The sequence below is a fragment of the Finegoldia sp. P3-F-LR genome (assembly GCF_052932165.1).
This window is the reverse complement of sequence record NZ_JBRFJE010000008.1, coordinates 39,592-53,718: the sequence shown is the minus strand read 5'-3', so window position 1 is coordinate 53,718 and position 14,127 is coordinate 39,592. Positions and strand designations below refer to the sequence as shown.

Below are 14,127 nucleotides of genomic sequence, written 5' to 3'. Positions count from 1 at the left end.
GAATCATGCAGGAAGAAGTTGAAAACAGAACAGTAAACCTGGCGATCAGCACAACCAAGCTGACGGGGCGCACTATCATTGCCGGTATCCGCAAGTATTTGCAGCACCGGGAAAAAGTGAAGATGAAAAAGGCACGAGACCCTGCCGTTCATGGAAAGCAATCCGTGAAACAGCTTTTGGGACAGAATCAGGGTGCTACGAATGTTGAGATCGACAAAGAGAGTATCCGTGATTTTGAAAAGCTCGCCAAGAAGTATGGCGTGGACTTTGCCGTAAGAAAAGATAAGTCCGTTGATCCTCCCCGGTTTCTTGTTTTTGTCCGTTCTAAAGATGCAGATGCTTTGGATGCAATCTGCAAGGAACATCAGGCAAGGGCATTAACCAAGAATGAAAAGCCGAGCGTTCTGGCGCAGCTGAAGAAGTTCAAGGAAATTGTCGCAGCGATTCCGAAGAAGGTTCGAGAGAAGAAACAGGAGCGTGATCTGTGATGGATAAGAGAAAAATGAAAAAGCTCCTGATTCTGAATTTACCGTATTTTCTGGTAGGGTTGTTCGCTACGAATTTAGGAGAAGCATGGAGATTGGCTGAGGGGGCAGATTCATCTGCGAAAATCCTCAGCTTTTTTCATGCCCTTCCGATAGCCCTGAACAATCCGTTTCCCAGCTTTCACCCGTTGGATTTGCTGATTGGTATTCTCTGCGGCGCAGGACTTCGGCTGGCTGTCTATCTAAAAGGCAAAAACGCAAAGAAGTACCGACACAATGTTGAGTACGGTTCTGCTCGTTGGGGAACGGCAAAAGATATTGAGCCGTTTATTGCACCAAAGTTCGAGGACAATGTGATCCTGACGAAAACGGAGCGGCTGATGATGAGCAATCGCCCGAAGAATCCTGCCAATGCCCGAAATAAGAATGTTCTGATTATCGGCGGTTCGGGTTCCGGTAAAACTCGCTTTTGGTTGAAGCCAAACCTTCTCCAGATGCACAGTTCCTATGTGGTCACTGACCCGAAAGGCAGCATCGTGATTGAGTGCGGCAACGCCCTTTTGAAGCATGGCTACACCATCAAGATTTTCAACACCATCAACTTTCAGAAGTCGATGCACTATAACCCATTTGCCTATATCCATTCAGAAAAAGACATTCTGAAACTGGTGACAACGCTGATTGCCAACACAAAGGGTGATGGAAAAGCCGGTGATGAGTTCTGGACGAAGGCGGAAACGCTGCTCTACTGTGCCTTGATCGGATATATCCACTATGAAGCTCCGGTTGAGGAACAGAATTTCTCCACCCTGATTGAGTTCCTGAACGCAATGGAGGTGCGGGAAGATGATGAGGAGTTCCAGAACCCGGTGGATCTGATGTTTGAAGCCCTGGAAAAGAAAAAGCCGAATCACTTTGCAGTCCGTCAGTATAAAAAATACAAGCTGGCTGCCGGCAAGACCGCTAAGTCGATTTTGATTTCCTGCGGCGCTCGTCTGGCTCCTTTTGATATTCAGGAGGTCAGAGATGTGACTGCCTATGACGAGTTGCAGTTGGATACTCTCGGAGATAAGAAAACGGCGCTCTTTCTGATTATGTCAGATACGGATGCGACGTTTAATTTTTTGATCTCCATGATTTACACACAGCTGTTCAACTTGTTGTGCGAGAAAGCAGATGATGTGTACGGCGGCAGACTGCCGGTTCATGTGCGCTGCTTGATTGATGAGATGGCAAACATCGGTCAGATTCCCAATCTGGAAAAACTGGTAGCGACAATCCGAAGCCGTGAAATATCGGCTTGCCTTGTTCTCCAGGCACAATCACAGCTGAAAGCCATTTATAAAGACAATGCCGATACCATCATCGGCAACATGGATTCCCGAATTTTCCTGGGTGGTTCTGAGCCAACCACGCTCAAAGAACTGAATCAGGCATTGGGAAAAGAAACTATCGACACCTACAACACCTCCAACACCAGAGGTAACAGCCCGTCTTACGGCTTGAATTATCAGAAGTTAGGCAAAGACCTTGCGAGCGTAGATGAGCTTGCGGTTCTGGATGGCAGCAAGTGTATTTTGCAGTTGCGTGGTGTCAGACCGTTTCTTTCTGACAAGTACGATCTGACGCAGCACCCCAATTATAAGTACACATCAGACTTTGATAAGAGAAATGAGTTCAACATTGAGCAGTTTCTGAGTCGAAGGTTGAAGCTCAAGGCAGGTGATGAGTTTGTGGTAGTCGATGCGGATTAAGGAGGTTTCTGTTTGGAAAATCTGAAAACGGTATCTGCCCTGGTTAAGAACATCTTGGAACACGACCACAAGGCAAGAAATACCGACAATCATTTGTACCTGATGGTACTGGAACACTATTCCGGTCTGCGTGGCATCGACATTCATGCCATGACGGTTCCTGTGTTTTTGAAGGAACTGGATAGACGCAGCTTTCCGGGGTTTGAAACTGTCCGCAGAAGCAGACAGAAAGTGCAGGCAACCTACCCTGACCTTGCTCCCAGTGAAGCCGTAGGCAAGCGCAGAGCAAAAAATGAGGTTGTATATCGAGAATTTGCAGAAAGCGAGGTGTAAAAAAAATGACTTGGTGGATCACGGATACCTCTATTGGGCAGCGATTGAAGTTCGTTAGACGATTTCGCCGCCTTACCCAGAAAGAGCTTGGACTCCTGATGGGGTATTCCGAGAAAACAGCGGATGTCCGTATTGCTCAGTATGAGAAAAACGCTCGAACCCCTAATGCAGAAACCACAGCGAAACTCGCAGAGGTTCTGAAGGTTTCACCTGTCGTTTTTTCACCGACAATCTGTGCTTCTCGTGAAGATTTGTTGCAGTCAATGTATTGGCTGTTTCTTATGAAAGGTGGTGGTGATATATATGATTGTGAAACTGAATATGCAAGAAGCAGAATGGAACAGAAACTTGGCGTGATAACCGTCGAGGAGTTCCTTGAAAAGATTCTCGTAAACTAAGCCTTCCGTCCGGTTTTGATGCCGGTAGTACGGAGGGCTTTTTCTATTCTCAAAACAATTTCAAATTTTAGGAGGAAAATATTATGGCATTTTTCAATAGCGCAGTAACCGTTCTTCAGACTCTCGTTATCGCTCTGGGCGCAGGTCTTGGCATCTGGGGTGCAATCAATCTGCTTGAGGGCTACGGCAACGATAACCCCGGCGCAAAGTCCCAGGGCATGAAGCAGCTCATGGCTGGCGGCGGTGTTGCCCTCATCGGCACCACCCTTGTACCTCTGCTCTCCGGACTGTTCGGTTAATCACAAAACAAGGAGGTAATCGCCTTTGGACAGCATACTCCAACAGATCACAGACTGGCTGAAAGAAATGCTCGTTTCAGCTATTATGGGAAATCTGTCGGGGATGTTTGAGTCCGTCAACAACCAGGTTGGCGAGATAGCAACCTCCGTTGGCATGACCCCGGCGAATTTTTCGCCGGGTGTCTTTGCCATGGTACGAAACATCTCCGAGTCAGTGATTATCCCAATCGCAGGCTTGATTCTGACCTTCATTGCCTGTTATGAGCTAATTCAGATGATTATTGACCACAACAATCTGGCAAATTTTGAAACCTGGATCTTCTTCAAATGGGTGTTCAAGACTTTTGTTGCGGTCATGTTAATCACAAACACATTCAATATCACGATGGCTGTGTTTGATGTGACACAGCACGTTATAAACGCAAGCGCCGGTATCATATCCGGAAATACTGCCATAGATGCTTCGGCATTGGAAACAATGGAAGAAACGCTGATGGCAATGGATTTGGGTCCTTTGCTCGGCTTGTTCCTGCAATCCTTTATCGTGCAGGTCACGATGTCCGCTTTGGCAATCATCATCTTTGTGATCGTCTACGGTCGAATGATTGAAATTTATCTGATGGTCAGCCTTGCCCCGATTCCGCTTTCCACTTTTGGAAACAGAGAACAGAGCAATATCGGACAGAATTATCTGCGTTCGCTGTTTGCAATCGGATTCCAGGGATTCCTGATTATGATCTGCGTGGGCATTTATGCGGTGCTGATTCAGTCTATCGCATTCAGTGATGACATCATCGGTTCTATCTGGGGTGTTATGGGCTACACCGTCCTTTTGTGCTTCACCCTGTTTAAGACTGGTTCGCTTGCGAAGGGTGTATTCAGCGCTCACTAAGGGAAGGAGGAAATTGTTTGGCAGCGTATATTCCCGTACCTCGTGACCTGACGAGGGTAAAAACAAAAGTGTTCTTCAATCTGACGAAACGGCAGTTACTTTGCTTTGGTGCGGCGGCGCTCATCGGAGTGCCGATTTTCTTTCTGGTCAAAGCAACCGGAAATGTGAGCCTTGCAGCACTGTCCATGATGATCGTCATGTTACCGTTGTTCTTTCTGGCAATGTATGAAAAGGATAGTCAGCCGTTGGAAGTGGTTGTAGAACACTTCATTCAGACCAAATTCGTTCGTCCCAAGGTTCGCCCTTATCAGACGGACAACTATTATGACGCTTTGATGCGTCAGTACAAACTGGAAAAGGAGGTTGAACGAATTGTTTTTCAAAAAGAAGCCACAGGCAAGAAACATCAAAATGCCTGCAAATCTGAATCGGAAGCAGCAGCGAGAAATTAAAGCTGTTGTGGAACGGGCAAAGAAGGACAACGGTATTCCGCAGACTGCACAGCAGTCCATTCCCTTTCAGAGAATGTTCCCGGATGGCATCTGCCGTGTCACTGACAGTTATTACACCAAGACCATTCAGTTTCAGGACATCAACTATCAGCTGGCACAGCAGGAAGATAAGACTGCCATCTTCGATGAGTGGTGCAGTTTCCTGAATTTCTTTGACAGCTCCATTCACTTTGAGCTTTCCTTTATGAACCTGAGTACCGATGCTGAAAGCTTTGAAAAGAGTATCCGTATCCCGTTCAAGAAGGACAGCTTCAATCCCGTCCGTGCCGAGTATAGCCAGATGCTGAAAAAGCAGTTGGCGCAGGGCAACAACGGCTTGACCAAAACCAAGTACCTGACATTCGGCATTGAAGCCGAATCCATGCGGCAGGCAAAGCCGAGACTCAACCATATCGAAAACGATCTGCTCAATAACTTTCGGCGTTTGGGTGTCATTGCCACTACCATGAACGGCAAAGAGCGGCTGCATCTGATGCACTCTATGTTCCACATGGGTGATAATGATAAGTTCTTCTTCGATTGGAAGTATCTTGTGGAATCCGGGCTGTCCGTAAAGGACTTCATTGCTCCGACGGCGTTTGCCTTTAAGACCAACCGCACCTTCCAGATGGGCAGTATCTTCGGTTCGATGTCTTATCTGGCAATTACGGCATCAGACCTGTCTGATCGTATGCTGGCGGATTTTCTGGATATGGAATCCACGCAGATCGTGACCATGCACATCCAGTCGGTTGACCAGACTGCGGCGATTAAGACCATCAAGAGAATCATCACCGAGCTTGACCGTTCCAAAATCGAGGAACAGAAAAAGGCTGTGCGTTCTGGCTATGACATGGACATTATCCCATCTGACCTTGCTACCTATGGTAAAGATGCGAAGTCACTTCTGAAAGAATTGCAGAGCCAGAATGAGCGAATGTTCATGGTGACATTTCTGGTGCTGAACACCGGGCGCACCGAGCAGGAACTGGAGAACAATGTGTTCCAGGCACAGAGCATCGCCCAGAAGCATAACTGCAATCTGCGTCGTTTGGATTTTCAGCAGGAATCCGGACTGATGAGCAGCCTGCCTTTGGCACAAAACCTGATTGAGATTCGTCGTGGCCTGACTACCAGTTCCACGGCTATTTTTGTGCCTTTCACCACGCAGGAGCTGTTCCAGAATGGTGGAGAAACGCTCTATTACGGGCTGAATGCTCTGTCGAACAACCTTATCATGGTGGACAGAAAGAAGCTCAAGAACCCCAACGGACTGATTCTGGGTACTCCCGGTTCCGGTAAATCCTTTTCCGCAAAGCGTGAAATCACCAATGCGTTCCTGGTTACGGATGACGATATTATCATCTGCGACCCCGAAGCGGAATATGCGGCTCTGGTTCACAAGTTCAATGGTCAGGTGGTAAAAATCAGCTCCTCCAGTACCAACTATATCAACCCTATGGACATCAACCTGAACTACTCTGAGGATGACAACCCGGTAGCACTGAAAGCTGATTTTATCCTGTCCCTCTGTGAGTTGATTATGGGCAGTAAGGATGGCTTGCAGCCTATCGAAAAGACGGTTATCGACCGTTGTGTGCATCAGATTTACCAGAGATATTTCGACAATCCTGCCCCTGAGAATATGCCGATCCTTGAGGATTTGTATGATGCCCTTCTGAAACAGGACGAAAAGGAAGCCCACCATGTAGCGACCGCCTTGGAAATCTATGTTAAGGGTTCTCTGAAACTGTTTAACAACAGAACCAATGTGGATATTCAGAATCGTCTGGTGTGCTTCGACATTAAGGAGCTGGGCAATCAGCTGAAAAAAATCGGTATGCTGATCGTTCAGGATCAGGTCTGGGGGCGTGTAACTGCCAACCGTTCTGCCGGTAAATCGACCAGATATTATATTGACGAGTTCCATCTGCTTCTGAAGGAAGAACAGACGGCAACCTATTCCGTAGAAATCTGGAAGCGATTCCGTAAATGGGGCGGCTTGCCGACCGGTATTACTCAGAATGTCAAAGACCTGCTTCGTTCCCCGGAGATTGCCAACATCCTCGAAAACTCTGATTTCATCTATATGCTGAATCAGGCAAGCGATGACCGAAGTATTCTGGCACAGCGGTTGAACATTTCGCCGCATCAGCTGTCCTATGTAACCAACTCCGGTGAGGGCGAAGGACTTCTGTTCTATGGCAATGTGATTCTGCCGTTCATTGACCGATTCCCGACAGATCTGGAACTGTATCGCATTATGACCACGAAGTTAAACGAGGTGGCACAGGAAAAGGAGGCGTAATGTATGGCGAAAAGACCTACACGACTCCGTTTTACCGAAGATGACCTTGCAGATTCTCATGTGAAGAAAGCTGCCGACCGTGCAGATAAGGCGGTTGATAGGGCTGAAAAAGCGGCAGACAAATTGGCTTCTAAAAAGGCAAAGCCGAAGCTAAAGCTGGAAACAGATGCAGCCGGTTCCCGTAAAGCAAAGCTCCGTTTTGAAAAAGCGGAGTTTACGGAAATCGAGCGCCCATCTGTGGCAAAGCACATGGCAAGCCGTGGTGCCGCAGTCACGCTCACATCCAAAGCACATCGGGCGGTGTCAGAATATGAGGATGATAATATCGGCGTTCAGGCTGTGCAGGAAACGACCAAGGCTGTTGAATCCACTGTCTATACCGTCGATCATGCCGTTTACAGTCACAAGCTGAAAGCCTACGACAAGGCGGAAAAGCTGGTTGAGAAGTCAGATAAAGCAAATGTAAATGCCCTGTATGAGAAGTTCAAAAAGGACAACCCCGATGCCGGTTCCAATCCCTTTTCCCGTTGGCAACAGAAAAGGGCAATCAAGAAAGAATATGCTGCCGCCAAAGCCGGTAAGAATACCGCTTCGACAACGGCTTCTGCATCTAAGGGTGCAGGCAAGGCAACGGGCAAAGCAGCTCAGGGAGCCAAGAACATCACAGAAAGAGTAACGGAGTTCTGCACCACACACTCTAAAACGATTCTGTTTGTTTTGATTGCCGGACTGCTTTTTATGATACTCTCAGGGATGTTCTCGTCTTGTTCGGCTATGTTCCAAGGCGGCACACAGATCATTCTGGGAACTTCTTTTACTGCAAAAGAGGAAGATATTATTGGTGCGGACAATGATTACAAGGCTTTGGAAGCTGCGCTCCGCAATAAAATCAATAATATCGAGCGTACTCATAGCGGATATGACGAGTACCGGTATGACCTTGATGAAATCAACCACAATCCTTATGAGCTGGCGGCGTATTTGACGGTGAAGTTTGAGGATTACACCAGAGATGAGGTGCAGGCTACCCTGCAATGGCTATTTGAGCAACAATATGAGCTGACCCTGACGGAAGTAGTAGAGATTCGTACACGAACAACATCTTCTACTGATCCCGAAACGGGAGAGACAACAACAGAGGAAGAAGATTACGAATATTATATTCTGAATGTGAAGCTCAGAAATAAGGGCTTGAACAGTGTGATTTCAAATTCCGGCTTGTCGGAAGATGATATGGAGCGATATAGAATTTTGCTTCAGACAAGGGGCAACAGACCGGATATTTTCGGAAATGACATTTACGCCACCCCTGGCGGCGAGTACACCGATTATGATATTCCGGGCGAAGCGCTGACAGACACAAGATTTGCCAATATGATTCGGGAAGCTGAAAAATATCTGGGATACCCGTATGTGTGGGGCGGCAGCAGCCCGTCTACCTCCTTTGACTGCTCCGGATTTGTTTCCTATGTAATCAATCACTGCGGAAACGGTTGGAGTGTTGGTCGTTTGACCGCAAACGGTTTGATGGGCGTATGCGACATTATCCCGAAAAGCTCTGCCAAACCGGGAGATTTGATTTTCTTCCAAGGCACTTATGATACCTCCGGTGCATCACACGTTGGTATCTATGTTGGCAATGGTATGATGATCCACTGCGGAAACCCCATTTCCTACGCTTCTATCGAATCGAATTACTGGCAACAGCATTTTTACTGCTTCGGCAGAATCAGAAACTAAAGGAGGGATGGCGATTGAGTGCCAAGTTAGACAGAATAGGTGCAGACCTTGAAAAAGCCCGTAAGAAACGGGCAGAATGGGATGCTAAGGTGAAAGACCTGGAACGCAGATACCGTGAGGAGGAAAATTCCGAAATCCATGAGATGGTTCATGCTGCGAACCTGAATCCCGAACAGCTTTCCGAGCTGCTCCGTATGTTTGCTGCGGATATGGCTCCGAAGCCTGATACGATCAATACTATGAATGAGGAGGAAACGCAGAATGAGATTTAAGAAAATTGGAGCCGCATTGCTGGCGTGTGCAATGTGTTTTGGCGTGTTTTCTACAACGGCATTTGCCTATGTAGATGAAAGCGTAGCGACTGAAGAACCTGCGGTCGAAGAAAAAGTTCCCGAAACAGAGCCGGAGGAGCCGATGCTACCGCTTACTCCCGACGGCAATCTGACTTTGGTTGATGACGCTGGCTCGCCTACGAAAAGCGGAAAGCAGTTCATTACCGCTGTAACCAAAAACGGAAACTACTTCTATATCATCATTGACCGTGATGATAAGGGCGAGGAAACCGTGCATTTTCTGAATCAGGTGGATGAAGCCGACCTGCTCAAGCTGATGGACGAGGAAGAAGTTGCAGAGTTCACCAAGCCGGTTGAGGAAACAAAGCCGGAAGTAGTTGAAACAGTTCCTGAAATTACAGAACCGACACCGGAGGAAAAGCCGAAATCCACAAATATGCTCCCGGCGATTCTTACTCTGATTGTGCTTGCCTGTGGTGGTGGATTCTTCGTATTTAAGAAAGTCCAGGAAAAGAAGAAGGCACAGGAAGCGGCAAAGCCTGACCCAGATGCTGATTATGTGGACGATGACGAGGACTATGGGTACGATCCGGAGTTTGAGGACGACGATGAAGATAGCTCCGTCGATGAAGATGATAATGAACCTGTGTAAACAGGATAGGCTTGATGCCTGGGGCAGCCTTCGGGTTGCCTTTACATAGTTTCCGCTTTCAAAAAATAAAAAAATTTGCGTTTTTGAAAGTGACATCTTGCATATACTATTAGCAGACAGTATAATAAGTACAGCGAAGCGGTTTCGAGAAATGAAAAAACTTCAATTTTTGAAAGCGGGTGACTATATGAAAACAATCACGAGAGCAAAATATCTCGATAGAATCATTGAACTGAATGGTACTCCTGACATCAAGATCATCACGGGCATTCGTCGATCTGGTAAGTCCAAATTGATGCAGGCGTATATTGCGTATCTGAAAAGCAATTTTGAAAACATCAATATTATCTTCATCGACTTCATGGATTTGGCGTATGAAGAAATCAAGGAATACCATGCCTTACACGCCTATGTGGAAGAACATTATCAGGAAGGAAAAACGAACTACCTGTTTGTAGACGAGGTTCAGATGTGTCCCAAGTTTGAGTTGGCAATCAATAGCCTGTACTCTAAGGGAAAATACGACATCTATGTAACAGGCTCTAATGCTTTCCTGTTGAGTGCAGATCTGGCAACTCTGTTTACCGGACGCTATATTGAAATTCATGTGTTTCCTTTCAGCTTCCAGGAATATTGCCAGTATTATGATGATATTAGTGACAAAGATAAGCTCTTTGATGAGTACGCTATCAAGGGCGGTTTAGCAGGTTCCTATGCTTATAGAACCGAAAAAGACAGAACAAACTATATCAAAGAGGTCTACGAAACGATTGTTACAAGGGATTTGGTACAGAAATATACTCTCCCGGACACTTTGGTTTTACAACGTCTGAGCGAGTTCCTTATGGATAATATCAGCAACCTGACTTCTCCGAATAAGGTCAGTCAGCTACTGACAGCAAATGAGACTCCAACCAATCATGTAACCGTCGGCAAGTACATTAAGTATTTGTGCAATGCTTTTGTATTTTATGATATTAAGAGATATGACATCCGAGGTAAGAAATACCTTGAAAGCTCTGAAAAGTTCTATTTGTGTGACAGCGGTATTCGATATGCAATACTGGGAAGCAGAAATATAGACTATGGCAGAGTATATGAAAACGTTGTTTGTATCGAGCTTCTTCGCCGTGGATATGATGTCTATGTCGGCAAGCTCTATCAAAAGGAAATCGACTTTGTTGCTCAGAGAGGTAGCGAAAAGATTTATATTCAGGTCAGCGACAACATTTCCGGGCAGGAAACATTTGAGAGAGAATGCTCTCCTCTGCTTCAGATTCGAGACGCTTATCCGAAAATGATTATTGCCAGAACCAAACATCCCCAATATAGCTATGAAGGAATCGAAATTCACGATATAGCCGATTGGTTGCTACAAGAATAAGCAAGGTGAAATATCTCCGTCATTCTCTTTTGAAATGATGGAGATATTTTTATTATGACGGAGATTGTAGAACAGAAAATTGTATCAGGTTGCAAAAATCCTTTCCGAACTTTTTACATAGCAGTCATGCACTACGGTGTGTGGCTGCTTATTTTTTTGTGAAAGGAGCAGATGCAAATGAAATTAGTTTTGGCTGAAAAGCCTTCGGTTGCACAGAGTATTGCCAAAGTGTTAGGTGCTGCCAAGCGTGAGGATGGCTACTTAGAGGGAAACGGATATGTGGTCAGCTGGTGTGTAGGGCATTTGGTGGAGCTGGCACAGCCGGAAGTCTATGATGCGAAGTACAGCAAATGGGCTTATGCAGACCTTCCTATCTTCCCGATGGACTGGCAGTATGAGGTTTCTGCCGGTACGAAAAAACAGTTTGGGATTCTGAAAAAGCTCATGGCCAGAGAAGATGTTGCGAGTCTTGTGTGTGCAACAGATGCCGGTCGTGAGGGCGAGCTGATCTTTCGGTTGGTGTACCACAAAGCCGGGTGCAGAAAGCCGTTTGAGCGGCTTTGGATTTCCTCGATGGAAGATGTAGCAATCAAGGAGGGCTTTGAAAATCTCAGGTCTGGAACGGAATATGATGCTTTGTATGAAGCAGCACTGTGTCGAGAACGAGCCGACTGGATTGTTGGTATTAACGCTACTCGACTTTTTTCGACCCTTTACGGGCAGACCCTGAATGTTGGTCGTGTTATGACCCCTACCCTTGCTATGGCTGTTATGCGAGAAGCTGCCATTTCCGCATTCAAGCCTGAACTGTTCTACACAGTTCAGATTGGATTGGATGGTTTTACGGCTGCAAGCGAACGCTTCAAAACCAAGGCAGCAGCCGAAGCTGTCAAACAAAGCTGTTCGGTGGCAATCGTTCAGAAAGCTGAATGTAAGGAGAAAACAGAAAAGCCGCCTGCGCTCTATGACCTGACCAGTTTACAGAGAGAAGCCAACCGTGTGCTTGGCTACACGGCACAGCAGACCTTGGACTACACGCAGAACCTCTATGAAAAGAAACTGGTCACTTATCCCCGTACCGACAGCAGGTTTCTGACGGAAGATATGGCACATAGCCTGACCGACCTCGTAAAGCTGGCTTTCCACACATTCCCCGTGGAGGATGTGGATAACATACCAGTTCATGCAGAGCAGGTTGTGAATAACAAAAAGGTCACAGATCACCATGCCATCATTCCGACCAGAGAATTGCAGAAATGCAATCTGAGCGAACTTCCCAAGGGTGAACTTGCAATTTTGCAACTGATCTCGAATCGGTTGTGCGTAGCTGTTGGCGATCCGCACCGATACGCAGAGACAGTTATTGAGCTGGACTGTGGCGGTACCGTGTTTTCCACCAAAGGCAAAACTGTTGTGCAGGATGGATGGAAAGCTCTGGTTCAGAAAAATGATTCGACAAAATCCGACGAAAACGTGCAGACACTCCCTTCTGTTTCCGTTGGTGACGAAATGACCGTCAGCGGCACGGAAATCAAGGAAGGGAAAACATCTCCCCCTAAACACTTTACCGAGGATACTCTGCTTTCTGCTATGGAAACTGCCGGTGCGGACGAAATGCCTGATGAGGTGGAGCGCAAAGGTTTGGGAACGCCTGCGACCCGTGCCGGTATCATTGAGAAGCTGGTTCGCATCGGTTTTCTGGAGCGTAAGGGTGATAAGAAAACCAAACACCTGATTCCGACCCACAAGGGTACGGCTCTGGTAACAGTCATGCCGGAACAGATTCAGTCCCCATCCATGACGGCGGATTGGGAAGAAAAATTGTTGCTCATTGAGAAAGGCGAATATGCCAGCGAGGACTTTATGGACGAGATCAAAGATGTGATTGCCGGTCTGATTCAGAACTATGAAGTAATCCGTGATTCCGAGGTTATGATGTCGAAAGAAGCCAATTCTATCGGCAAATGCCCGCTCTGCGGCAGTGCTGTAGAGGACAAAGCCAAGGCATTTTTCTGTTCCAACAGAGCTTGCAAATTTGCCCTCTGGAAAAACAATCGCTACTTTGCGAGCATCGGCAAGAGCATGACTTCTGCCACGGCGCAGAAATTGCTTGGTTCCGGCAAGGTAAAGCTCAAGAATTGCAAGTCCGAAAGAACGGGCAACACCTTTGATGCCACCGTCTTTATGGAGGTATCAGATGATGGCAAAACGAAGTTCAGTATGGAATTTGAAAATGGAGGAAAGCGCAAATGACAAATGAGTACAACCCGGATGGTAAGGAAATCCGATTTATCGACAGCCATTATAAGGATTTGTTTCATATCCCCGATGGCAGCTGTGTGCAGATTCACTACCCGGATGAAATGGTTGTGAAGCCCTGCACCTTCATTGACGAGTATCATACGCAGATCGGATACAATGTGTTTCATATCTGCCAGTTTGCAGAAATTATGGAGCGCAACGGCGCAAGCTATATGCCGGAGCCTGAGATTATGGGCGATGAAGCCGCATGGAAGGTCGGAAAGGATAGAATCCTTGCGGTGCAGACCTGCGAAGATGGTTACGACTACACCCTGTTGGATGAAAACTACAACGAGATTGATGGCGGTCAGGTTGATAACCCTGAACTGTCCATGCTCGAAGTCCGCCGGGATATTCTGGAATCCTTCGGGCTGGAGCGCCGGGAACTGCGGGCAATGTTCTATGAGGATGTCATGGAGCAGGCTTTTGAAGTCGGCAGACAGGCGGTGGTGGTCAATGACCCTATCGCTGAGCTTGCTTTTAAGCTCGACCGTTTTGCAGAGAACTTCGACCCCTATGAATATATGGATCAGGTCGATGATGTGCAGGCGCATATCCAAGAAATCAAGGCAGATCTTGCCGCTGGTAATACGGCTCCGTATCGTGAGTTCCTGAATACAGCCATTGAAGAAGCCCGTGAGGAAACTGCGGTTGAGGTTGCCAAAGTGCTGAAAAGTCAGCTGGATAAGCTCGACTCTCCGAAGCGTGAGTCGGTCATGGAAAAACTGGCACAGGCCGCAGAAAAAGCTGCGCCTGCCAGTCCCTCTCCCAAACGCAAAGAGCCTGAACGATAAGGA

At 46.9% G+C, this 14,127-nt stretch carries 14 protein-coding genes; all 14 read left to right on the top strand.

Annotated elements, in window-relative coordinates; genetic code table 11:
- Positions 1 to 5 precede the first annotated feature (5 nt).
- The 14 genes from ACU68U_RS04550 (at position 6) to ACU68U_RS04485 (ending at position 14,124) form a co-directional block, all read left to right on the top strand.
- Positions 6 to 488 (top strand): PcfB family protein, encoded by a 483-nt coding sequence (locus ACU68U_RS04550; RefSeq protein WP_002304320.1) that lies wholly within the window; start codon positions 6 to 8, stop codon positions 486 to 488.
- Positions 488 to 2,239 carry a VirD4-like conjugal transfer protein, CD1115 family gene (locus ACU68U_RS04545; protein WP_002588968.1) on the top strand — a complete coding sequence of 584 codons (1,752 nt, stop codon included), beginning with the start codon at positions 488 to 490 and terminating at the stop codon, positions 2,237 to 2,239. Before ACU68U_RS04550 ends, ACU68U_RS04545 begins: the two co-directional genes overlap by 1 nt.
- Before the next feature lie 12 nt (positions 2,240 to 2,251).
- Positions 2,252 to 2,572: a hypothetical protein gene (locus ACU68U_RS04540; protein WP_002304332.1), complete on the top strand. Its 321-nt coding sequence runs from the start codon at positions 2,252 to 2,254 to the stop codon at positions 2,570 to 2,572.
- A 5-nt stretch (positions 2,573 to 2,577) separates the two neighbouring features.
- Complete coding sequence (locus tag ACU68U_RS04535; protein ID WP_002304334.1) at positions 2,578 to 2,970, top strand: helix-turn-helix domain-containing protein; 393 nt, start codon at positions 2,578 to 2,580, stop codon at positions 2,968 to 2,970.
- Between the two features lie 83 nt (positions 2,971 to 3,053).
- Positions 3,054 to 3,269 (top strand): Maff2 family mobile element protein, encoded by a 216-nt coding sequence (locus ACU68U_RS04530; RefSeq protein ID WP_002576404.1) that lies wholly within the window; start codon positions 3,054 to 3,056, stop codon positions 3,267 to 3,269.
- A 25-nt stretch (positions 3,270 to 3,294) separates the two neighbouring features.
- The gene (locus ACU68U_RS04525) at positions 3,295 to 4,161 is read left to right on the top strand and encodes a VirB6/TrbL-like conjugal transfer protein, CD1112 family (protein ID WP_002304374.1); all 867 of its coding nucleotides are present in this window, start codon (positions 3,295 to 3,297) and stop codon (positions 4,159 to 4,161) included.
- Positions 4,162 to 4,178: 17 nt separating this feature from the next.
- Positions 4,179 to 4,613, top strand: a complete 435-nt coding sequence (locus ACU68U_RS04520) for a PrgI family protein (RefSeq protein WP_002304375.1) — start codon at positions 4,179 to 4,181, stop codon at positions 4,611 to 4,613.
- A complete protein-coding gene (locus tag ACU68U_RS04515) occupies positions 4,573 to 6,960 on the top strand; it encodes a VirB4-like conjugal transfer ATPase, CD1110 family (protein WP_002588967.1) in 2,388 nt (795 codons plus the stop codon). The genes ACU68U_RS04520 and ACU68U_RS04515 overlap by 41 nt, the downstream gene beginning before the upstream one ends.
- Positions 6,961 to 6,963: 3 nt before the next feature.
- Positions 6,964 to 8,700, top strand: coding sequence for a C40 family peptidase (locus ACU68U_RS04510; protein WP_002304377.1), 1,737 nt, complete (start codon positions 6,964 to 6,966; stop codon positions 8,698 to 8,700).
- A 14-nt stretch (positions 8,701 to 8,714) separates the two neighbouring features.
- Complete coding sequence (locus tag ACU68U_RS04505; RefSeq protein WP_002304378.1) at positions 8,715 to 8,972, top strand: DUF4315 family protein; 258 nt, start codon at positions 8,715 to 8,717, stop codon at positions 8,970 to 8,972.
- Positions 8,962 to 9,645: a DUF4366 domain-containing protein gene (locus tag ACU68U_RS04500; RefSeq protein ID WP_002578950.1), complete on the top strand. Its 684-nt coding sequence runs from the start codon at positions 8,962 to 8,964 to the stop codon at positions 9,643 to 9,645. Before ACU68U_RS04505 ends, ACU68U_RS04500 begins: the two co-directional genes overlap by 11 nt.
- A 187-nt stretch (positions 9,646 to 9,832) precedes the next feature.
- Positions 9,833 to 11,029 carry an ATP-binding protein gene (locus ACU68U_RS04495; RefSeq protein ID WP_021386785.1) on the top strand — a complete coding sequence of 399 codons (1,197 nt, stop codon included), beginning with the start codon at positions 9,833 to 9,835 and terminating at the stop codon, positions 11,027 to 11,029.
- A 177-nt stretch (positions 11,030 to 11,206) separates the two neighbouring features.
- Positions 11,207 to 13,282 (top strand): DNA topoisomerase 3, encoded by a 2,076-nt coding sequence (locus ACU68U_RS04490; protein WP_002578949.1) that lies wholly within the window; start codon positions 11,207 to 11,209, stop codon positions 13,280 to 13,282.
- A complete protein-coding gene (locus ACU68U_RS04485) occupies positions 13,279 to 14,124 on the top strand; it encodes an LPD16 domain-containing protein (RefSeq protein WP_002304387.1) in 846 nt (281 codons plus the stop codon). Before ACU68U_RS04490 ends, ACU68U_RS04485 begins: the two co-directional genes overlap by 4 nt.
- Positions 14,125 to 14,127 lie beyond the last annotated feature (3 nt).